The organism is Sorangium sp. So ce145 (assembly GCF_051525985.1).
GTDB lineage: Bacteria > Myxococcota_A > Polyangia > Polyangiales > Polyangiaceae > Sorangium > Sorangium cellulosum_B.
Window position 1 is genome coordinate 10,028,167 of sequence record NZ_CP150315.1, and the last position, 21,680, is coordinate 10,049,846.

13 protein-coding genes are annotated in these 21,680 nt (G+C 71.2%); 8 read left to right on the forward strand and 5 right to left on the reverse strand.

Annotation, left to right across the window (positions count from 1 at the left end; all coding sequences use genetic code 11):
* The first annotated feature begins 24 nt into the window (after window positions 1-24).
* The gene (locus tag WMF34_RS37130; protein WP_012239921.1) at window positions 25-1,326 is read left to right on the forward strand and encodes a putative metal-binding motif-containing protein; all 1,302 of its coding nucleotides are present in this window, start codon (window positions 25-27) and stop codon (window positions 1,324-1,326) included.
* Window positions 1,327-1,390: 64 nt separating this feature from the next.
* Here the strand turns inward: WMF34_RS37130 and WMF34_RS37135 are convergent, their stop codons facing one another.
* On the reverse strand, window positions 1,391-2,086 hold the full coding sequence (locus WMF34_RS37135; protein ID WP_012239922.1) for a phenylalanine--tRNA ligase beta subunit-related protein: 696 nt from the start codon (window positions 2,084-2,086) through the stop codon (window positions 1,391-1,393).
* Window positions 2,087-2,346: 260 nt separating this feature from the next.
* On the opposite strand from WMF34_RS37135, the gene WMF34_RS37140 reads away from it, so the two are divergent.
* Together WMF34_RS37140 and WMF34_RS37145 are read left to right on the forward strand one after the other, a co-directional pair.
* Entirely contained in the window at window positions 2,347-5,025 is a 2,679-nt protein-coding gene (locus WMF34_RS37140) for an O-antigen ligase family protein (RefSeq protein WP_231864457.1), read from the forward strand.
* Window positions 5,026-5,083: 58 nt separating this feature from the next.
* Window positions 5,084-6,346 (forward strand): hypothetical protein, encoded by a 1,263-nt coding sequence (locus WMF34_RS37145; protein ID WP_157907179.1) that lies wholly within the window; start codon window positions 5,084-5,086, stop codon window positions 6,344-6,346.
* Here WMF34_RS37145 and WMF34_RS37150 read toward each other — a convergent pair.
* On the reverse strand, window positions 6,343-9,846 hold the full coding sequence (locus WMF34_RS37150) for an FG-GAP-like repeat-containing protein (RefSeq protein ID WP_437990776.1): 3,504 nt from the start codon (window positions 9,844-9,846) through the stop codon (window positions 6,343-6,345). The two genes, WMF34_RS37145 and WMF34_RS37150, sit on opposite strands and share 4 nt — an antisense overlap.
* 265 nt (window positions 9,847-10,111) lie before the next feature.
* Between WMF34_RS37150 and WMF34_RS37155 the strand changes: the two genes are divergently transcribed.
* The 5 genes from WMF34_RS37155 to WMF34_RS37175 all read left to right on the forward strand — a co-directional run bounded on the left by WMF34_RS37155 (window position 10,112) and on the right by WMF34_RS37175 (window position 17,857).
* Window positions 10,112-12,424: a GumC family protein gene (locus tag WMF34_RS37155; RefSeq protein ID WP_437990777.1), complete on the forward strand. Its 2,313-nt coding sequence runs from the start codon at window positions 10,112-10,114 to the stop codon at window positions 12,422-12,424.
* A gap of 12 nt (window positions 12,425-12,436) precedes the next feature.
* Complete coding sequence (locus tag WMF34_RS37160) at window positions 12,437-13,990, forward strand: hypothetical protein (RefSeq protein WP_437990778.1); 1,554 nt, start codon at window positions 12,437-12,439, stop codon at window positions 13,988-13,990.
* Window positions 13,991-14,159: 169 nt separating this feature from the next.
* The gene (locus WMF34_RS37165) at window positions 14,160-14,969 is read left to right on the forward strand and encodes a hypothetical protein (protein ID WP_044966717.1); all 810 of its coding nucleotides are present in this window, start codon (window positions 14,160-14,162) and stop codon (window positions 14,967-14,969) included.
* 60 nt (window positions 14,970-15,029) lie between these two features.
* Window positions 15,030-16,295, forward strand: a complete 1,266-nt coding sequence (locus WMF34_RS37170) for a glycosyltransferase family 4 protein (RefSeq protein WP_012239929.1) — start codon at window positions 15,030-15,032, stop codon at window positions 16,293-16,295.
* Window positions 16,292-17,857, forward strand: coding sequence for a heparinase II/III domain-containing protein (locus tag WMF34_RS37175; RefSeq protein ID WP_437990779.1), 1,566 nt, complete (start codon window positions 16,292-16,294; stop codon window positions 17,855-17,857). Before WMF34_RS37170 ends, WMF34_RS37175 begins: the two co-directional genes overlap by 4 nt.
* Before the next feature lie 20 nt (window positions 17,858-17,877).
* On the opposite strand, the gene WMF34_RS37180 is transcribed toward WMF34_RS37175, so the two are convergent.
* From WMF34_RS37180 to WMF34_RS37190, 3 genes are all read right to left on the reverse strand, one after another.
* On the reverse strand, window positions 17,878-18,624 hold the full coding sequence (locus tag WMF34_RS37180) for a class I SAM-dependent methyltransferase (protein ID WP_012239931.1): 747 nt from the start codon (window positions 18,622-18,624) through the stop codon (window positions 17,878-17,880).
* Window positions 18,625-18,677: 53 nt separating this feature from the next.
* Window positions 18,678-20,243 (reverse strand): glycosyltransferase family 4 protein, encoded by a 1,566-nt coding sequence (locus WMF34_RS37185; protein ID WP_231864458.1) that lies wholly within the window; start codon window positions 20,241-20,243, stop codon window positions 18,678-18,680.
* A gap of 424 nt (window positions 20,244-20,667) precedes the next feature.
* Window positions 20,668-21,654, reverse strand: a complete 987-nt coding sequence (locus tag WMF34_RS37190) for a class I SAM-dependent methyltransferase (protein WP_437990780.1) — start codon at window positions 21,652-21,654, stop codon at window positions 20,668-20,670.
* Between the last annotated feature and the right edge of the window lie 26 nt (window positions 21,655-21,680).

A 21,680-nucleotide genomic window follows, 5' to 3' on the forward strand; every position in this document is an offset into this window, starting at 1 on the left:
TCCATGCGACCTCGAGGAGCACCGATGAAACCTTGGTTGAATTTCTTGAGCTTCATCACCGCGGCAGGGTGTCTGGGCACGGCCTGCACCGGGAACATCGGACCGGTAGGCGGCCTCGATGTCGGAGAGGGCGGCGCCGCGAGCGCCTCCAGCACCGGCGGGATACAGACCACGACAGCCGAAACGACGGCCGACGCGACGACCGTCGCCACGTCCGCGGGGGTGGGCGCGGGGGACGTGGGCTGCAGCGGCTCGCCGGACGCCGACGACGACGGTGACGGCTTCACGGAGCTCGACGGCGACTGCGACGATTGCAACGCGCTGATCAACCCGCGAGCGCTCGAGCTCCCGACGGTCGGTGGAGAAGGGGGAGCCTCGCCGGAGCCCGTGGACGACGACTGCGACGGCATCGCCGACAACGTGCCCGAGCCGTGCGACGACGGGATCCCGCTCGACGACCTGGATCCGCTCAACGCCGCGAGGGCGGTCGAGCTGTGCAAGATGTCGTCCGGGCCCGACGACTGGGGCGTGGTCTCCGCCGCCTGGGTCATGGTCGACGGCGCGCCGCCGCCGCAGCAACCCGAGCTGCTCGCCAACTTCCACCTCGGGCACGGCATCCTCCCCAAGTTCGGGCCCAACGTCCCGCCGAGGGCGGGCACGCGGCTGCTCGCCCTCTCGAGCGGCACGGCGCGGACGGCGGACGACGAGGGGTTCGAGAGCCCGCAAGGCTTCGACAAGAAGTACGAAGGTGATTTCCCCGAGGGCTTTCCGAAGGCCCCTCGCAACTGTGAAGATCTGGTGCTCGCGAAGCCGTCCGACCCGACCGCCGTCGAGATCACCCTCCGGGTCCCGTCGAACGTCCGCGGCTTCGCGTTCAACGTCAATTACGTCACGTTCGACTGGCCAGTCGTTTGCGACAGCTTCAACGATTACTTCGTCGCGTTCCTCTCGCCGCGGCCGGCCAACCTCATCGACGGCCACATCCTGTTCGACAGCGAGCGGAACGCGATGAGCGTCAACAGCTCCTTCATCGACGTCTGCGCCTGCCCGAGCGGCCCGCCCTGCGATCTCGACGAGAGGGTGTACGCGTGCACCCGCGGGACCCGGGAGCTGCTCGGGACGGGGTTCGAGAGCCGCGCGGGGACGAGCTGGCTGGTCACCTCGGCGCCCGTGGAGCCGAACACGGAGATCAAGATCCGGTGGGGCGCGTACGACGCCGGAGACCACCAGCTCGATTCGACCGGGCTCGTCGACAACTGGCGGTGGCTCACCGACAAGGACGAGAGCGTGATCACGCTGCCCGACCCCCCTGCGCCGCAGCCGTAGGGCGCGTCGCGGCAGCGGCGGCGCGCCCGCGTGCGTGGGAGGCGATGGCCCGCGCGCCGGGCGATCAGGCCGCGATCGGCGCGTCCGAGGTCGCCGCGCCGATGCCGGCGAGCAGCTCCTTGTACCAGGCGGCCGCTCCCGCCGCGCGGCCCGGAAGCGCGCGGCTGCCCCAGAGGACCGAGAGCGTGCGCGTCGTCCCCGCGTGCGTCTTCGTCCGCTGCGCGTCCTTCACGGCGTTCGCGCACGGGCCGTCCGCGTCGAAGACGCAGAGGAGCCCCTCGAGGTCGATCTCCTGCCCCGAGGCGTTGAACACGTAGCGGGAGCCAGCGGGCGCGACCTCGATGCGGAGCGGCGGGCGGGCGCGATCGAGATCGATCACGCTGATGGGCAGGCCCGTGTGCAGCGACACCGCGTTGCACGCGTCCACGGCCGCGTTGATGGGCGCGAGCGATCCCCCCTCGGCGGCGCGGATGAGGTACTCGGAGGCCGGCTTGCCCCGGCCTGTCGGCTTGTAGCCGCCGTGCCGGAGCAGATCGCGGACCGCCGACCGCACGGCGTCGTCCGAGCGGAACGGGGCCGAGGCCTTGTCGGACAGGAGGCCGCGGAGCGCGTCGCTCCCCTGCAGCTCGCCGAGCGGCGCGGGGAACGTCGTGACGAAGGCGGCGACTTCGAGCAGAGGATGCGCCGAGAGCGTGAGCACGCGGCGCACTCTACACGAGCGGCGAGGCTGCGCGAGCGCCTCCTCGGAGCAGGTCGTCATCGGCGCGCTGCTCGCCAGAGGCGCGGTTGGGTGCGAGCTCGATCAGCGCGTTGGACGACCCCTTCGTGATCAACCGCTCGGCGTTGAACGCGAAGGAAGGCCCATTGATGCGCGACGGCGCGCGGCGCGCGACAGCGCTCCTGGATGGATGCTCGTCATCTCACACGCTCTCGGTCAATCCCGCGAATGCGCAGGTCGACTCGATGGTGCCGTGAGCGATCCCGTCCCTCTGCGGCGCAGATCGACTACCCTGGCCGGCCGTGACGACGGACTCCACACGCCCGAAGCTGAGGTCGCCCGCCGAGCTCCGGCGCTCGATGGGCGCCGCGGCGCGGAGCCGCCCAGGAGGCGCCGCACCACCGCTCGCCGAGCGCGTGATCCCGTGGCTGCTCGGGGCCATCGTCGCCGGGTCCGTGCTCGCCATCGGCGCTGTCCATACACCGACGCTGGCCCTCGTGTCCGCGGTCGTGGCGATCGCCGCCGCGCTCTCGCTCCGCGCCAGCGCGCTCGCCGGCGAGCCGTCTCCCGTGAAGGCGCTGCCGGCGCTCACGCTGCTCGGCTTGACCGCGTATACGCTGCTGCAGGCCGCGCCGCTGCCGCTCGCGTGGCTCGAGCGGCTCTCGCCGGCGAGCGCCGACATCTGGTCGCGCTCCCTGATGCCGCTCGGCGAAGCGGCGCCGCGGTACGCCAGCGTCTCGCTCGATCCCGGCGCCACGCTGGTGGAGGCCGTGAAATGGCTGACCTATACCGGCGTCTTCATCACGGCTGCGTTCGTCGGTGCGCGGCGCGGCGCGAAGCTCGGGATCACCCTGGTCTTCGGCAGCGCGTTCCTCGCCGCGCTCACGACGATCGCCCACGGGCTGCTCGGCGCGACGACCGTCTTCGGCCTGTATCAACCGCGGTTCTCGGTGGCGTCATGGCACGTCGGGCCGCTGCTCAACCCGAACAACCTCGCCGGTTACCTGAACCTCGGCATCCTCTCGGGGGTCGGGCTGCTGCTCACGAGCAGGCCGCTCCTGCCGCCCTGGGTCGCCGGCGTCGGGCTCACCACGATCGTCGGGGTCGGCATCATCGCGTCGTCTCGCGGAGGGCTGCTCGTGCTGCCGCTCGGCCTCGCCCTCTTCGCGTTGCTCTCGCGGCGGCGGCGCGGCAGGCACCGCTCCGGCCCCCGCGGCCGGGGCGCGGCGGCGTGGCTGTTGAGCGTGGCCATCGGCGGCGGCGCGCTGCTGGCCGCGCTCGCCGCGACGAACCGCACGCTCGCGGAGATGGCGGACGACAACCTCGACAAGCTGTCGCTCTTTCGCTCGACGCTCCCGCTGCTCGCGGATCACTGGCTCCTCGGCATCGGGCGCGGCGCGTTCGAGACGGTGTTCCCCGCGTACCGACAGTCGCCGGGGAACATCGTGTTCACACACGCCGAGAACGTCGTGATCCAGTGGGCCGCGGAGTGGGGTGCTCCGGTCGCGGCGGCCTCGCTCGTCGCGCTCGGCGTCGCGTTTCGCCCGGGCAAGATCGCCTTGCGCGCGAGCACGGCGGCGCTGGGCGCCTGGGTCGGCTGCGCGGTGCTCGTCCTCCAGAACCTGTTCGATCTCGGGCTCGAGGTGCCAGGCGTCAGCATCGCTCTCGCGGCGACCCTGGGCTCGCTCTGGGGTGAGGCCCATGGCGAGCGGCCACGGCACGAGGCTCCGGCAGGGGCGCCCGGCCCGGAGCGGCGGCGGCCGTGGCAGGCGGCGGCTTGCGCCGCGGCCTCCGCGCTCGCGCTCGTCTCCCTGATGGTGCGCTTCGGCTGGCGCGACGTCGACCACGACCGCCGATCGCTGCGCGCGCAGAGCGACGCCGGCGCGGCGAGCGGCGCCGGCTGGCCACGCTTCCGCGAAGAGCTCCGCGCGGCGATCCTCCGCCACCCCGCGGAGCCGTACTTCCCGCTGCTCGGCGCGGTCGCCGCGCTCCGGGGCAGCGGCGAGAGCCCCATCCCATGGCTCCAGCGCACGCTCGAGCGCTCACGCCGCCACGGGCGCGCCCACCTCCTGCTCGCGGAGGTGCTCGCGTCCCGCGGCGCCAAGGAGCAGGCGCTCCTGAGCCTGCGGCTCGCCGTGGAGGACGACCCCGGCGTGACCGACACGGCCGCGGTGCTCGCCCGGCAGTGGACCCACACGTGGGAGGAGCTGCTGCGGGCCGTGCCGGAAGGCAAGGCCGGGGTCGAGGTGCTCGAGCGCATGGCCACCGCGGGCGACCGCCGGCAAGAGGTCGACCTGCGCCTGCGCTGCGCGGAGGAGGCGATCGCGCGCGACCGCGCGCGGGTCGGCGCGCACTGGGCCGCCGGCGATGCGCTGCTCGCGATGCTGGAGGCCCCGGGCTCCGCCCGCTGCGGCGGTGACGACGGGCGGAGGGCCGCCTGCGAGCGGGAGATCGAGGCGCACGCGGCGGCGGTGCAGGGCCTCGACGACGACTCGTTCTTCGCGGTCCAGCTGAGGGCGCGGCTCCTCCTCCTGGGCAAGAAGAGCGCGGAGGCGGAGCAGCTGCTCTCGGGGAGCTGCGAGCGGCTGGACAACCGGGCCGGCTGTCTTCGCCTGCGGGTCGTCGCGGCGGCGCAGATGGCCTCGTCCGAGAAGCTCCTCCCCGCGCTCCGCGAGCTGCTCTCCGCGTCGTGCACGACGCTCGCGGCGTGCGCGGCGACGTCGACCTGGGCCGGCGACCTGCTCGCGGCGCGTGAAGATTATCCGTCGGCCGTGACCTACTACGCGCGGGCAGCGCAGGACGAGCCGACCGAGGAGCGCCTCCTCAAGCTGGCCGACGCCGCCAGCCGCGCGGGCGCGCACATCGAGGCGTCGAAGGCGCTGGAGCGCCTGCTGCAGCGGCGCGGGGGGCAGGACCCTGCGCTGCGCAAGCGGGTCCTCGAGGAGAAGGCGAAGGCGCTGGCGCCTTCGCTCAGCCCGTAGGTAGATTGCGCACGATCGTGGCCATCTTCGCCTTCCTCCCTCTCCTTCGAATCGCCCTGTGAAGCTGTCGTCGTTGCTGCGCGCTGGGATGCACGGCGGCGCGGGGGTCGCCTTCGCGGTCATCCTGCCTCGCGCCGTCTCGCTCGCGGCCCAGTGGGTGCTCGCGCTGTCCGCCGACCCCGCGGCGCTCGCCGCGCTCGCCAACTACACGTCGCGCGGGATGGTCGTCGTCGCCCTGGTCTCCGCCGGCCTCGCGCCGACCCTCGCGCGCCGGGCGCGCGCCTTCGCGACCAGGGGGGGCCGCGCGCTCGTGGGCGGCGCCCTCGCGCTCGTCGCCGTGTTCGCCTTCAGCTGCACGCTCGCCCATGAGCTGACCACCGGGCTGGGCGGGACGGCGGGTTTGGTCACCGCCCTCTTCAGCGCGTGCTCGCTGCTCGCCGCCGCCTCGCCGAGCATCTGGCCGAGCTGGCAGCTCCAGGGGCGGTATCTGCACGCGCTCGCGGTGCTCCTCGTTTTCTCCCCGGGCGCGTCCATGCTGGCCGCGCTTGCGGGGCGCCCCGATGCCGTCGCCGTCGCGATCGGGATCGCCGGCGCCTCGCCCGCGCTGCTCCTCCTGCGCCCGACCCGGCTCCGGCGCGCCGCGCGTTACGCGATGCTCGTCGTCCGGCGCGCGGTCCCGTACTCCATCGCGAACTTCGCGACCGTCATCGTTTACCCGATCTCGCTCAGCGCCAACCTGAAGCTCATCGGCGACCATCGCGTGGGGCAGCAGGTGCTCTACTGGTCGTTCGCCGCGGTGCTCTCCCAGGCGTCGCAGGCGTTCGCCGCGCGCGCGGTCGCGGGCGCGAGCAGGTCGGGAGACGAGGCGACCTGGCAGGCGCGCGCCGTGCGCGCCTGGCTGCCTCCGGCCGCCCTGCTGTCGCTCCTCGGCGCGGCCATCTATGTGATCTTCACGGTCCGGATCCCCGGCCTGCCGCACTCGGGCGCCGCGCGCGACGCCATGACGATGACGATGCTGGTCTCTGCGGTGGCCCCGCTCGTCACGGACGCCATGTGCATTTACTTCTCCGGCCCGGGTTCGCGCCGCGTGCTCGCGGCGGGCAGCGTGCTGAGCAGCGCGTGCGTGGCCGGATGGCTCCTGCTGGCGCCGGCGCCCCTGGTCCGCCATTTCGGTGTGTTCGGCCCCTCGGTGCTCGTCGGCGTGGCGCGCCTCGCCTTCGTGATCGACGCGCCTGTGCGGCGGTACACGCTCGGCGCGATGCTCCTGCTGATCGCAGCGTTCGCGCTCACGCTGGCGCTCGGCGGGGGCGTGAGCTTCTAGCGCGCCGGCCGCGCGTCGCGCGGCCAGCGCCCGCGAGGTGCCCTGATCGCGCGGCGGCTCGGCGGCGCGCTCGCCGTCCCGCGGGCCCTGCCGAGGGCGACGAGCGCCAGGGCGATAGCGCCGAGACCGGCCGCCCACGAGGCCGGACGCTGCCCAGGCGCCTCGGTGCACACGCAACCACGGCCGTACAGGAGCGTGTCGTCCCATCCGGCCGCGCCGGCTCCGCCATAACCCGCGCTGCCGATGCCCCCTGCCCCGCCGTCGCCGCCCCCCCCTGCGCCGCCGCCGGCGCCTCCTGCTCCGCCGCCGCCGGCGCCTCCGGCTCCACCGCCGCCAGCGCCTCCGGCTCCACCGCCGCCTCCCCCTTCGCCCTGCGGCATCCTCACGATCACGCCGTCCGACCCCCGGTCCGGCGAGAGCCCGGCGGCAGAGACCGCGCGCACGCCGACGTAGTACTTCGCCCCGTCGAGGAGCGGCAGCCCGCCGACCGAGGCTTCGACGACATCGCCCACGTCCTGCCAAGCGGGCGAGCTCAGGTAATCGCCTTGCCCGCCCACGACCGTCACCTGATACGACGTCGCGCCCTCGACCTTCGACCACCTCATGTGGAGCGTGTCCCTGGTCTCGATCTCGTCGATGTCCTCGCCCTGCTCGCCGCTGCCCGGATCGACATCCCAGACGAACTCGGGTGCCGGCAGGATCTCGTGTCGCATGTTGTAGAGGTAGCCATCTGCCACGCTCACGAGGATGTCGTCGTGGCCGTCACCGTCGGTGTCCGCGAGGCTCGGTGAGCCGACGGGGCTGCCGAAAGCATAAGACCACACGAGGCGCGCCGAACACGCGTCGACCGCATAAAGAAAGCCGTTCGTGGAGCCGACGAGGGCGGTCGGACCGGCGGACGCGCGCCCGGTCAGGTTCCGCGAGATCGCCACATCGCCGAGCTGGCCCATCGGGGCGCCCGCCTGTGCTGCGGCGCCCTCCGCGTCGAACGCGCCGTCGCCCGCGAGGACGATGAAGCTCGATTGCCCCCCGCTGGCGGCGTCCAGCACGGAGAACGTCAGCCGCGCCGGATTCATGAACGACCCCTCGACGAGGACGGTCTTGCCGTCACAGCTGGCGATCGCGCCGTGCGGGTAGGGACGGATGTCCTCCACGCCCCTCCACAGCGCGGCGCTCAGGTCGTGCGGCAGCGCCCGCGCGGGGGCATACCCCCCCTGCAGGGTCATCTCGAGCCGATGATCTCCCGACACATCGGCGAGGATGGGCATGAAATAGAGCAGCGTCTCCGGGTTCTCGCCGAGGGGGCTGCCGTTCCGACCCGAGAGCACCTTGGCCCTGTTGATCGCGACCGCCACGTCCTCCGCGCCGTCTCCGTTCCAGTCGGCGATCGCGACGGCCTGTGTGCCGGCGGAGGCGTCGATACGGTGCTTCCACCGCTCTCCGCCGCCCCCATCGATCGCGACGACCTCGGTGCGCAGGCTCGGATCCACCGTGACCGCCACGAGCTCGCGCGCGCCGTCTCCGTCGAGATCCCCGTGCAGCACGTCCCACGCGGGGGGCTTCTCGAGCGGAGTTTCGCTCGTTTGCCTGCCGTTCGCGTCGAGCGTCGCGACGGCGTACTTCACCGGGTCGGTGAGCGGGTGCAGCCGCCTGAAGCACGCGAGCGTCGCGGGCGAGCTCCCCTCGGCGGGGGCGATGGACGCGCCGAACGCGTCCCTCACGCGCCAGGCGGCCTTGGCCGGCGCCACATTGCTCGCGCCGTCGGACGCGACCCGGACGAGGTCGCCCCGGCTGTCGACGACCACGACGCTGGCGGCGGCGTCCTCCGGAGAGAACCTCGCGGCGAGCGGGGCGCGGCCGAAATTGACGAAGGCGCCCGGGCCTGTGTAGAAGCCGCCGACGCGCATCCCGGGCAGGACGTCGCGCCCCTCCCGCACGAGGTTCAAGGGCTCGAACGACGCGTCGAGCAGCGTGAGGAACCCATCGGCCCGGGAGACCACCAGCCGCGGCCACGACGGAGCGCTCGCGACGGGCAGCTCGAGCGCCGCGATGCCGCTTCCGGGCTCGACGGAGTAGACGGCCGCGACCGTCGTCCCGCCCCCCTGCATATCCACCGCGGTGAGCGCCACGGGCTCCGACGTCGACTCGAGCACGAGCTCGCCGCGTCCGTCGCCCGTGAGATCCGGAGTCACCAGCGAGAAGGCGAGGTTCGTCCTGCGGGATCTCGCCCAGTCGACCCGCGTGCGCACCCGCTCGCCGTCCAGCGACCAGAGCCGCTCCAGCGAGCCTCCGGCGGCGCGGCTGAACCGGTACGCCGACACACGCTCTTCGCGCGACGTCACGATCCATTGCTCGGAGCCCGCGTCTCCCTGGACCGCGCCCTGCGCTATCGCGTCGGGAATGGTGGCGAGCACGGCGCCCGTGGCGGCATCGAGCACGAAAGACGTCCAGGTTTCGCCCACCTTGCCACTCGCCAGCACCTCGAGCGCGCCGTCGCCGTCGAGATCCCACGCGAGGCGCGTCGGGGCGCGGGCGTCGCCGCCGTCATTGGGGCTGAGGGTCTTTCGCCAGACCACGGCGAGCGACGGGCTCTCGTCCGGCCTGTACGCGAGCAGGGTGACCTCGCGCGCGCCCTGGTTGCCGCGGACCCGATTCTGGAAGCAGAGCGCGTGCTGACCGGGGCTCGCCCGATCGCCCATGGTCACCGCCTCGCAGACGGCCGCGCCGAGATGGACGCCGATGCTGGCCGACTCCGCGAAGACGTCCCCCGATCCCGAGACGAGGAATAGCTGGTCATAGGAGGACACGAGGAGATCGTCCGCGCCGTCTCCGTTCCAGTCGCCCACCGTGTCGATCGTCGCGTTGCAATGCACGCGCCGCGGAGGAGGAGGCAACCGCTCGACAGCGCCGAACCCCCTCGCGAAGCTGTAGATGACACCCGGGCTGTCCGTGCGCACGGTGCAACAGCCACACTCGTCCAGGAAGAGATCGAGATGACCGTCGCCATTGAAATCGGCGAGGCGCGCGGCCCCGAGCGTCCCGAGCTCCGAGGCGTCCTCGCGCCACAGGATGGCTCCGCTCGATCCATCGATGACCGCCGCGCCCGCGCCGCTCAGCGCGACGATCTCGAGCCGCCCGTCTCCGTCGAGATCGTCGACGGAGTGCAGCGTCTGCAATCCCAGCGATGGGGTGCTCCAGCGGACGAATCCCAGCGGATCGGAGAGGACGACGCGGCCGCCGGACACAAAGAGCAGGTCGATATCGCCGTCCTGGTTCGTATCCCCTGCGAGCACCCGGCCTGTCCCGAGGACACCGCCGAGGTACGCCCGCCAGTAGGGCGCCGGCTTCACGATATTGCTCGTGGACGACGTGGCGCCCGTGCGCTGCGCGTCGTGACGGGCAGATGGCCAGTCGGCGAAGGCCGAGGCTCCATCGAGGAGGAGCGCAGAGCAAACCGCGCTCGCGACCGCGCCGCGCGCCATGAAGGACGATCGTTCCATTCTGACTGCCCGAGCGCGTTTTTCGCTTCCAGACGCGCGGCCGAAGTGTACTCCATCGGCGCGAGCGTCGCACCGCGCGAGAATGTGCCGCACCTCGCCTCCCCGACGCCAGGCCGCCACGAGGCCGCGCATTTTCACGATGCGCACATTATACCACATCGTCCCCCTAGTGAGAACCCCGGCTTGAATTTTGGAGACGCCGCGGGCACCTTACCCCTCCGCGCGGACCTCTACCCTCCACGAAGGCGCTTCGAGCGCATGACTTATGGCCGACGAATCCAGAGCCCCCTCCACGACCGCTCTCCGCGACGACACCTCAGGCGAGCGCGCGTTCGACCTCGTCGTCACCTGGCGAACGGTCAGCAAGCACTGGGCCATCGCGCTGACCACCCTGCTCCTTGTCGCCCTCAGCGTCACGTTTTATACGCTCGGGCAGAAGAAGATCTATCAATCCGCGGCGACGGTGCAGTTCGATCCGAACCCTCCTCGGCCCCTCGGCCGCGGGGTCGACACCGTGGTCGACATGGGCGCCGGCTCGTACTGGAACAACCGCGAGTACTATGAAACCCAGTACAAGGTCATCCGGTCCATCCGCGTGGCGCTGGCGGTCGTCGCCCAGCTCAACCTGCAGAACGATGCCTATTTTCTGAAGGACCTCCCGAAGGACGCGGCCTCGCCCGGGCCGATGTCCGTGACCCCGGAGGAGGCCGCGGAGATCCTGCGCGAGCGGCTCGTCGTCGAGCCGGTGAAGGACAGCCGCCTCGCGGTGATCCGCTACAACGACGCGGATCGCGAGCGGGCTCAGCGCATCCTCACCACGTTGATGGACATCTACATCGAGCAGAATCTCGATGACGCGCTCGCCTCGACGAACTCAGCGGTCGATTGGCTCCGGGCGCAGCTCGACAAGCTGAAGTACGATCTCGAGACGAGCGAGACGTCGCTCCACGAATACAAGCTCAGCAAGAACATCCTCGACGTCGATTTCGAGGACAAGACGAACCTGCTGCGCGAGGAGATGAAGCAGATCAACGACGCTCTCACGTCCGTGCGCACGAAACGTGAAGAGTTCGCGGCCCGGAGCCACGAGCTGTCGAAGCTCGATCCGAACAACCCGCTCGACCTCCCCGCCTCCGAGCTCATCCAGAGCCCGGTCCTCCAGATGCTGCGCGCGCGCCAGGAGGAGTGCGTCCGTGAGCGCGACGCGCTCATCGGCTCCGGCAAGGGCGAGAACCACCCCGACGTCCGCGCCGCGACCGAGCGGGTCGCCGCCAACAGGAGCGCGCTGATCGCCGAGATCAAGAATGTTCAGGGCGCCGTCAACCGCGATCTCGCCATCGTGAAGCGCCAGGAGGGGGGCCTCGTGGGGCTGCTCGAGGACGCGAAGAAGCAGGCGTTCGAGCTGAACTCCCTCAAGATCGAGTACGATCGACTCCGCAGGACGAAGGACAACACAGAGAAGCTGTACCAGCTCGTCCTGGAGCGCACGAAGGAGAGCGATCTCCAGCGAATGCTGCGGGTGAACAACATCCACGTCCTCGATCGACCGAACTTCCCGCTCACCGCGCTGCGGCCGCGCGTCGGCGTCAACATCGGAATAGGCATCCTCGCCGGGCTGCTCCTCGGGATCGGCGCTGCGCTGGCGCGGGCGATGCTCGATCGCACGCTGCGGACGCCGGATGAGGTCGAGCGGGAGCTCGGGCTGCCCTTCCTCGGGCTCCTCCCGGAGTTCGACAAGCGGGACCAGAAGGAAGCCCAGCGCCGCAGGGCGCGCCACCGCGGCAAGGCCGCGCCGCAGCTGGGCCGGCGCGAGCTCGTCGTGCACGACCAGCCGACGAGCGGGATCGCCGAGGCGGCGCGCGCGATCCGGACCAACCTGCTCTTCATGTCGCCCGACCGGCCTTACAAGACGCTCCTCATCGCCAGCGCGGGCCCCAGCGAGGGCAAGACGACCGTGTGCTGCTGCATCGCGGTCGCCATGGCGCAGGCCGGACAGAAGGTCGTCCTCATCGATTGCGACCTCCGCAAGCCGCGCATCCACCAGATCTTCGGCAAGAGCCCGGAGCTCGGCGTCACCAGCGCGCTGCTCGACGACTCCGTGGTGGACGACGAGAGCGCGCTCAAGACCGAGGTCGAGAACCTCTACGTCATCCCGGCAGGCCCGATCCCGCCGAACCCGGCGGAGCTGTTGCACAGCGAGCGCTTCCAGGCGCTGCTCCAGAAGCTCCAGCGCCGCTTCGACCGGGTCATCATCGACAGCCCCCCCATCGTGGCGGTCACCGACGGCGCCGTGCTGTCGACGCTGGTCGACGGCACGGTGCTCGTCGTGCGCGCCTCCGCGACGAGGCACGACTTCGCGCGCCATGGGATCCGCGCGCTGCTCGACGTCGGCGGCAAGACCGTGGGCGTCGTGCTGAACGCCGTCGATCTGAAGCGCCAAGAGTACGGGGTGTACCACTACTATGGCGACAGGAAGGACGGCTATTACCACGCGCCCTCCGAGCCGGCGCCCCCGGCCCCGACGGACGCTCCTGCACCCCCCTCCCCGCCCCCCTCTCCACCCCCGTTGCCCAACTGAGGAGCGCCGCCGTTGCCCTCGCTGAGACTCCCCCGCGCGCGCGGCGCTGCGCGCGCCGCAGGCGCGGCGCCCGCGCGGCGGACGAAGACGCCCCTCGGCCGGGTCACCGCGACGCTCCTCGTCGGGACGCTGGCGGCCCTCGGCCCGATCCTCGAGGGAGCGCTCGGCGACGGCCGCGGATGGACGATCGGCCTCTTGATCTTGCTGGCCGCCCCGTCGCTCGCCCGCGCCAGCGGCCCCCGGTTCCATCCGCTGGATCCGGAGACCTACATACCAGCCGCCTATTTCCTCAGCGTCGCCTACTCACCTATCCTGCGCCTCCTCATCTCCCGCGAGTTCTCCCTGTCGAGCCATGAGACGGCAGCCATGCGGGTGGCCTATGCCGGCGCGGTCGGGTGCGCCCTCGCCTGCACCGCGCTGAGCCGCCGCCAGGAAACACCCGACCTGCAGCGCCTTGTCCCGGCGCACAGGCCCAAGGCGACGCTGGACCAGGACTGGGCCACGATCCTCGTCGGCATGGTGGGCCTGGGGCTCGTGGCCACGTGGATCGCCACGATCGGCGTGGGGCGGTTCTTCTCGATGAACTACGCCTCCAATCACCTCGAGGCGGATGGCAAAGGGCTGCTCACCGGCGGCTGGCATCTCATCGGGGTGGCCGTCGTTTACCTCTTTCTCCGGGTCGTATCGCTCCGCAAGGCGGGGCTGGCCGTGCCGAGGGTGGTCTCGCTCGCGGGGTTCTGCTTCTTCGTGAGCTTCCTGCTCAACACGATCATGGGCCGGCGGGGCCCCCTCGTCTGGACGGTCCTCTCCGTCGCCCTCGCTGCGCACGCCTTCGGCATCCAGATCCGACGCGTATGGCTGGCCATCGGAATGGTGGGCGTCCTCTTCTACGGCATCGTCGTGGAAGGCGCCCGCGCCGAGCAGGGCAGCGGGCTCGACGCGCAGATATCGTCGGCCAGCGCGTACCTCGATCGGATAGAGAACCCGCTGGAGATCGGAGAGCTCCAGCGCGTCTACGCCAACCTCGTCAGCGTCGTGAACGAGCAGCCGCCCATCATCAGCTACCCAGGCGAGAGCTGGGTGAACGCGGTCCTCATCCTGGTGCCCAAGCCGCTCTGGAGCGAGCGACCGCTCGGCCTCGCGCAGCGATATGCCATGTGGACGGCCCCCGACCTTGCGCGCCGCGGCGCCGGCTTCGCGATGGGCGCCGCCGCCGAAGGGTACCTGAACTTCGGGCTCGTCGGCACGGCCATCGAGATCGCGGTCTTCAGCGCGCTCTTCTTCATGATGCCGCTCCTCGTGGCCGGCGCGCGCGGCTCGCCCCTGCTCGCCCGCGCCGCGGCGGTGAACCTCGCCTCGTTCGCGTACAACCAGTTTCGCGGCGAGCTGACCGCGCTGCTCAAGATCGCGGTGTCGCTGGGGATCGCGCTGCTCGCGACGGTCGTGCTCACCTCGGTGGTCGCGCACCTGCGGCGCGGGCTGGCGGCGCTCGGCCCGACACGCCGGAGATCCGGGCGGCGCCTGCGCGATCCGCGCCTCGGGCCCTCGTCGGCGCTGGGCCGGTAGCCGCGCCGACCGGGGTTGGCCGGCGCGAGCACAACGCGGGACCGCGCGCCCGCAAGCCGCAGGATGGACCGCGCGGCGCGCGGCGTCGGAACATGAAGAGCGGAGAAGCCAGGTCCTTATCGTCATGAGATTTCCCTTTCGTTTGAACCGTTCAGGCTGGCCGGCGCGCATGCTGCCTCGCAGGGTCTGCTTCCCGGACCCTCGGGCCCTTCTCCGGCCCGAGGAGATCACGTCGCCCGAGGTGTTCTCGGAGCGGATCTCCGTCCTCTTGCTGGGCGGCACCTACAAGACGACGCGGCCGGGCAGGCACCGGCAGAGCGACGCTCTCCTCGTGGGAGCGCTCCGCCAGAAGAGCCCGGTCGTCCTCGATGTCGGTGCCTCCGACGGGAGCACGGCGCTCGATCTGATCACCGCGCTCGGCGACGCCTTCGAGGCGTACTACGTGACGGACAGGGCGCTCTCGCTCCGGGTGCGCGCAGACGACCGCGGGCGCGCGTTCTTCTACGATGCGGACGGCGCCTGCGTCCTCGCCGCCACCCCGCGCTTGCTGTTCTATCCCGCAGCGGCGGGCTCGCGCCGCTGGCCGCGCTGGGTGCTCCCCGGGTGGCGCGGCGCCATCCCGCCGTTCGACCCGGCCTATCCGGAGGTGTCGCTCGTCCAGCCGCGGCTCCGCGAGATCGCGCGCCGTGACGCGCGCGTGCGCCTCAGGCCCCACGACATCTTCCAGCCGTGGGACGGCCCCGCGCCGACGGTCGTCAAGGCAGCGAATATCCTGAACCGCGCCTATTTCTCCGACGATCAGATCCGCCGAGCCGCGCGCAATTTCTGGCGCGCGCTCGCGCCTGACGGGCTGCTCCTTGTGATCGACAACCGCGACGCCGAGAAGGCCTCGCTGTTCGCGCGAACGGAGGGCGGCTTCGGGCACATCGACAGCATCCATGGCGGAACCGAGATCAAGGAGCTCATCCTGAGCTGCTGAAGCCCCTCTCTCATCGGCAGCGAAGCTCGCTTCCCACGCACGGACCTCCCTGAAGCCCTCATGCGCATCCTCTACGTCTCTCCCTACTTTCCCCCCGAGCCCGGGGCCCCTGCCGCGCGTGTCTCCGAGCTCGCCCGGGCCTGGCGGCGTGCCGGACACGAGGTCACGGTCCTGACGGGCATGCCGAACCACCCGACAGGGGTGATCCCGGCTGCCTATCGAGGTCGGCTCCGCGTGGAAGAGGACTTCCACGGGGTCCGGGTCCTCCGCACCTGGATCTACGCCGCCGCCAACCGGGGCAAGGTGCGCCGCTCGCTCGCGTATGGGTCCTTCGCCCTGTCCGCGCTCTCGCTCGCGCAGCTCGGTTTACCGCAGGCCGACGTCCTCATCGCGACGAGCCCCCAGTTCCTCGCGGCCGTGGCCGGCTACGGGCTCTCGAGGCTCCGCGGGCTGCCGTTCGTGTTCGAGGTGCGCGACCTCTGGCCCGAGTCGATCGTGGCCGTAGGCGCGCTGTCGGCCGGGCACGCGGTCGTGCGCGGGCTCACGCGCGTCGAGGAGCACCTCTACGAGGCGGCCGACGGGATCGTGGTCGTCACGCAGAGCTTCCGGGAGCGGCTCATCCAGCGAGGCGTCCCCGCCGACAAGATCGACGTCATCAGGAACGGCGTGGACCTCGGGCGCTTCACCCCCGCCTCGCGCGACACGCCGCTCCGCGAGAAGCTCGGCTTCGGCGACCGCACCGTCGTGGCGTACGTCGGGACGCACGGCATGGCGCACGGCCTCTCCGCCGTGCTCGACGTGGCGAGCGGCCTGCGCGCGCGCGACGACGTTCGTTTCCTGTTCGTCGGCGAGGGGGCGGAGCGAGCCAGCCTGGAGGCGCGCGCCCGGGAGCTCGGGCTCTCCAACGTGACGTTCCTCGGCGCCCTCCCGCGCGATGCGGTCACCGAGGTGTACGCGACCGCCGACATCTGCCTCGTTCCCCTGCGCAAGACCGAGCTCTTTCAGACGGTCATCCCGTCCAAGATCTTCGAGATCCTCGCCATGGAGCGGCCCATCGTGATCTCGGTCGACGGCGAAGCGCGGTCCATCGTCGAGGAGGCGAGCGCCGGCGTCTTCGCTCCCCCGGAAGACGTGCCGGCCATGACCCGGGCGATCGTCGAGCTCGCCTCCGATCCCGAGCGGCGAAGGCGCATGGGGCCGGCAGGGCGGGCCTACGTGATGCGCTCGTTCGAGCGCGACATGCTCGCGCGCGAGTATGTCGATGTGCTGGAGCGCGTGCTCTGCCGCGCGCGCTCTCGTGAAGGCCAGAGCAGGAGCAAGCGATGAACCTCCCGCGGATCGCCCGCACCCTCGTCCAGCTCCATCCGCTGCAGGTCCTCGCCCGCCCGATCGCCCTCGGCCACCGCGCGCTCGGCGGGGGGCCGAGCGCGGCGCTGGCGCCTCGCCTCCGGCCGGGCTTTGCCCCGCCGAGCCCGCGGTTCGCGGCCTTCGCCGACGCGGAGAAGGAGCGCGGGCGCGCGCGGCTGGCCGCCATTCCCGAAGGGTCGCTCCTGCACGCCTACGAGCGCGCCTACGGCTATGAGCTCGGGGCCGAGCCGACCCTCCCCGCCCCGAGCGCGTGGGACGACCCGATCGCGTCCCACCCGTTTCCCGCGTCGGTGCGCGCCCGCCGGCTCGCGGCGGCGGCGCGCCTCGGCCGCCCCGGGCTCTCTGCCGAGCTGGCGCGCGCGTGTCGGGCCATCGCGCTCGGCCTCGAGCTTCACCTGCTCGCCAATCACCTCCTGGAGAACGCGATCGGGCTCGTGTGCGGCGGCGCGGTGGCCCGCGGGCCCGAGGCCGAGGCGTGGTGGCGGCTCGGCTCCGCGATCCTGGCGTGGCAGCTGCCGGAGCAGTTCCTCGCGGACGGCGGCCATTTCGAGCTCTCCGCGTCGTACCACCTCGCGCTGACGGCCGGGCTGCTCGAGGCCATCGAGCTCGCGCAGGCGGCCGGCCGCGAGGTGCCCGAGCGCTGGAGGACCACGGCGGAGAGGGCGCTCGAGTGGGCCGCCGCCGTGCGCGCGCCGGACGGCTCGTACCCGCTCTTCAACGATGCGTCGCTCGACGCCGCGCCGGAGCTCGACCACGTCCTCGCCCTCGGCGAGGACCTCGGCCTCTTCACGCCGGGCAGGGCCTCCGGTGGCGGGCGGGCAGCCCCCGGCACGCCGGGCGCGCCGCCGGACGACACGCCGTCGCTCGACCACCTCGCGTCCACCGGCTGGGTGATCCTGCGGTTCGGCGACCGGGCCTGGCTCGCGCTCGACGCGGGGATGGATGGAGCCCCCTATCAGCCCGGGCACGTGCACGCGGACGCGCTCACCTTCGAGCTATGGCTCCACGGAGAGCGCGCTGTCGTCGACTACGGGGTCTCCAGCTACAAGGCCGACGGCGACCGGCAGACCACCCGCTCCACGCGCGCCCACAACACGGTGGAGCTCGGCGACGTGGATTCGAGCGAGGTGTGGAGCGCCTTCCGCGTCGGCCGCCGGGCGCGCGCCGGGGTGCGCAGGCTCGAGCGCGCCCCGGCGCACGTCGCCGTGGAAGCTGAACACGACGGGTATCGAGCGCTCCCCGGGGCCCCCCGGCATCGCCGGACGGTGGAGCTGTCCGCCCGGGAGCTCGTGGTCCTCGACGACATCCTCGGCGGCAGGACGAGCGCCTGCTCCCGGCTCAGGCTCGACGAGGCCGCCTTGCGACGCCAGCCCATCGAGATCGAGGGTATCCAGCTCACGCCCGAGCGGAGCTCGGGCGTCTGGCACCCCTGCTTCCGGAAGCCCCAGGCGGCCACGGTGTTCTCCGTGCGAGGCGACGTGCGCGACGCCTGGCGCGGCGGGTTTCGCGTCCGCTTTTAGACGGGGCGCGTCTCCGTGCGCTACTCGCGCACGAGGCTGCCTGTGAGCGTGATGCGAAAAGGCGCGAGGGCCTCGACCTTGTCGAGCACGAGGTGCAGCGCCAGCGCGGCCTGGTGGAGCCCGGGGATCAACACCGTATAGCTCGGGTGGTCGACCCCGGTAGCGAGCTTGTCGACGCGGAAGCCCGCGGCCTTCGCGAGGCGCTTCACGGCCCAGACCGTGTTCATGCGGAAGTACGTCGGGTACGGCTTGGCATTGTCGCTGCCGCTCGTCCCGCGCAGCAGCCCGACGTAGAGCGTATGAAACCAGTGCGGCGTGAGGTGAGTCGCGAGGCCCGAATAGGAGAGGAGGTTCGGCGCCGTGAACACGAACCGCCCCCCCGGCCGCAGCAGGCGGTGCGCCTCGCGCAGCACCGCCTCGGGCCGCTCGAGGTGCTCGAGCAGGTGGTCCGCGGCGATCACGTCCGCGCAGCCGTCCGGCAGCGGGATCGACTCGCCGAACGCGCAGATATGCCGCTGCGCCGGGTTGCGCGCGAGCGCCTCCTCATCCGGATCGACCGCGTAGATGGTCTTGCCGTCGAGAGGCACCGTCGCGACCTTGCCGAACCACAGCGGCCCGCAGCCGAGGTGGATGATGTCCGTCGCCGGCGCGACCGCCTCGTCCACGATGCCCTGATAGACCTTCCAGTAATGCGCATGATCGCTGAAACGATAATAGAGCTCGTTCGTCTTGCTGTTGAGACCAACGATCTTGCGGGCAATATCCACGATATCTCCTCAGTCAGTCCGGCACGAACACATCAGCGCGGGACAGCGGCCCCTCACACCACCGAGAAGCGCCCATGCGGGCGCGAATCCCGCGTGCGCGGGGGCGGCCGGCGCAGCAGCAGGCGCTCCGCAGAGTCCACGACGAGCTGCAGCAGCATGTCGGCCTGCGGATTGACCGCGCACTCCTCGCTGTCCCAGCGGAAGCGCAGCTCGACGGTCTCGCCCTCGAGCTGGATCGGGAACACCGCGACCACCGCCTCGCGGAGCTGCTGCGCCGTCGCCGCGTCCTGCGCCCAGCTCCAGGGCTTCACGCGCGCGCTGCCGTTGGCCCCGGCGGAGCTCACCTCGAGCGCGACGAGCTTCGCCTCCTCGGCGAAGCGCTCGAGCACCGGGCGCAGCTTGTCCACGCCGCTCGCGGCCTCCATCTCCATCAGCGCCCACGGCACGGCGCGGCGCAGCGCCTCCACGGTGGCCTCGCGGGCGCGCCGGGGGTCCTGCGGCTGCGCCCCGAAGAGCGGGAGCGAGCCCGCCGTGCGCACCACGATGAAGAGCACCACGCTGCAGGCGACGAGGGCGAACCCGATCTCGAGCGAGCGGCCGACATACGCCACCAGCGCGACCACGGTGAACAGCAGGCTGAGCCCGTACAGGATCAGCACCGCGCTGCGATGCGAGTGGCCCTTGTCGAGCAGCTTGTGGTGGATGTGCGAACGATCGGGGGCGAAGATCGGCCGGCGAGCGACATAACGCCGCACCATCGCCGAGATCATGTCGAAGATCGGCAGGCCCAGCGCGAGCAGCGGCACCATGACGGCGAGCGCGGTGCCGCCCTTGTGCGTGCCCACGCCGAAGAGAGGGATCGCGGCCAGCATGAACCCGAGGAACATGCTCCCGGTGTCCCCCATGAAGATCGTCGCGGGGTGAAAGTTGTGAAACAGGAACCCCACGATCGCGCCCGCGAGCGTCGCCGCGAGCAGGCAGATCACCATGTTGCCGGGGTAGCCGCCGAGGTACGCGGTGATGAAGTTCGCGACGCAGGCGAAGAAGCCGACGCCCGCCGCGAGCCCGTCGAGCCCGTCGATCAGGTTGACCGCGTTGATGATGGCGACGAACCACGGAATCGTCACCAGGAACGAGAGCGGCCAGAACGATACATGCCCGAAGTACGGCAGCGTCACGCACTCGAGGCGGAGCCCGCAGGCCCAGGCGATCGACGCGACGAGGACCTGCGCGGCCAGCTTGTGCCGCGCGCGCATTCCCTTCGTGTCGTCCCAGGCGCCGACCGCGGCGATCGCCAGCCCTCCAGCCAGCAGCCCCAAAACCAGCGAGCGCTGCGAGAACCACAGCAGCCCGATCTGCGTCCCCAGCGCGACCAGGATGAACAGCGGCAGCACGAAACCCGCAACGATCGCGAGCCCGCCCAGGCGCGGGACGCACCGCGTGTGTACGCGCCGCGCGGTCGGCTCATCCACGGCCCCCACCGTCACCGCCAAGCGGCGCGCGAGCGGCGTCGCTGCCCACGAGAGCACCAGCGCCAGAATGACCGCCGTGAGCGTACTTACCATCGCTCGCTCCTCTGAAAATCCCGCACCCCTAAGGTGCGGCGCGGCGGGCGACATTCATAGCTCATCACCATGGCGGACAGCCCGTTGTTGGTGCGCACTTCGTACCCCAAGTCAGCACACGGAACAACCCAGGAGCAGGCTTTGGAATGCGGCGAGCATCTGGAATTTTCTGCTGTCGCTTACATTTTACAGTCACATCGAACAATTTTACCTGTGAGTGTCTACCATGGTGCGTCGGCCTGGTGACAATGTCGTTATGCCGGACTCGTCCGTGCCGGGCTTGCCGTGAAAGCGGAAACGCCTTCACGTGACAGCGGAAACGCCTTCATCGGGACAGAGACGTGGCGGCGAGCCCTTCCTCGTCTCCGCTGGGCGTGGAGCCCCTCGCGAGGCGCGTGGCGCTCCATAGCAGCGATGGAGCCCGCGCCTTGTGTGCGTTTTCTGGCCCGAGACTCCATGGTGTGATGGAGTCGGGCCATCAGCTCTTTTCGGCGACGCAGAAGATGTACGGAGACGTGACGGCGTTCGGTCGGGGTGCCAGGCCGCGCGCGTCGAGCGCCCAGACGAGCTCAGCAACGGCGGAGGCAGCGCCGACCGCCGGCAGGCGAAGCCAGCGCGACCCGATGCTGCCCACGCCGAAGAGGCTGACGTCCAGCGGGAGGATGTAGTCGCTCCGCAGCACATGGAGGCCCGCGTCGCGATGCGCCTTCACCAGCGCCTCGCGGTCCAGCGGAACATGAACGTCGTAGGTGGGCCTGTCGGTGACCTTGGCCACCCACCCCACGAGCCCGCGCATGTTCGGGATCTCCGTGACGATGCGCCCGCCCGGGCGCAGGTAGCGCGCGCATGCGCGGAGGCAGCCCGCCGTGTCCTCGAAGTGCTCGACCACGCCGAGCGACACCACCGCGTCGAAGGCGCCCACGAAGCGCTCCGGCGGCTCGAACAGATCGGCGCACACGATCTCGCCAGGGATGCCGGCGCTCGCGAGGATGTCCCGCTCCTGCGCGCAGCCAATCTCGGTATAGTCGAGCCCGCTGACCTGAAAGCCAAACTCACGCGCGAGGTAGGGGAGCCAGGCGGAACGACCACAGCCGATCTCCAGCAGGCGTTGCCCCTTCGTGTCCATCCCCTCGAACGCGCGAACGAACTCCCGATGAAATGCCTGGCGCACGTATTGCCGAAACCCACGCGCGTGCGGATCCACCGGCTTTGGGAGCGACCGGTTCGACCACACTTGATTCCAATGCGCTTTTCCTGCCTTGTCTCCGGCCGACGACGCCGTGTTGCTCATCACGTCCTCGCTAGGGCAGGGCCGCCGGCGGGGCGGATGCCTCGCGAAAGAAATCACGGTTTCCCAGCTCGGTCCAGGACAATTCTGGACGAATTGTCGCAGCGCGGCACCCCGGGCGCTCCCCGGCCGGGCGAGGCCAGCGCGCCCTTGGCCATGCAGATCCGCGCGGGTCACCCGCGCCATGGAACAAGGCGCGCATG

Excerpts from the sequence above, each read along its gene's own strand:
- WMF34_RS37175 (WP_437990779.1), top strand. The coding sequence starts at position 16,292 with ATGAACCTCCCGCGGATCGCCCGCACCCTCGTCCAGCTCCATCCGCTG.
- WMF34_RS37130 (WP_012239921.1), top strand. The coding sequence starts at position 25 with ATGAAACCTTGGTTGAATTTCTTGAGCTTCATCACCGCGGCAGGGTGT.
- WMF34_RS37155 (WP_437990777.1), top strand. The coding sequence starts at position 10,112 with ATGGCCGACGAATCCAGAGCCCCCTCCACGACCGCTCTCCGCGACGAC.
- WMF34_RS37165 (WP_044966717.1), top strand. The coding sequence starts at position 14,160 with ATGCTGCCTCGCAGGGTCTGCTTCCCGGACCCTCGGGCCCTTCTCCGG.
- WMF34_RS37150 (WP_437990776.1), bottom strand. The coding sequence starts at position 9,846 with ATGGAACGATCGTCCTTCATGGCGCGCGGCGCGGTCGCGAGCGCGGTT.
- WMF34_RS37170 (WP_012239929.1), top strand. The coding sequence starts at position 15,030 with ATGCGCATCCTCTACGTCTCTCCCTACTTTCCCCCCGAGCCCGGGGCC.
- WMF34_RS37135 (WP_012239922.1), bottom strand. The coding sequence starts at position 2,086 with ATGACGACCTGCTCCGAGGAGGCGCTCGCGCAGCCTCGCCGCTCGTGT.
- WMF34_RS37185 (WP_231864458.1), bottom strand. The coding sequence starts at position 20,243 with ATGTCGCCCGCCGCGCCGCACCTTAGGGGTGCGGGATTTTCAGAGGAG.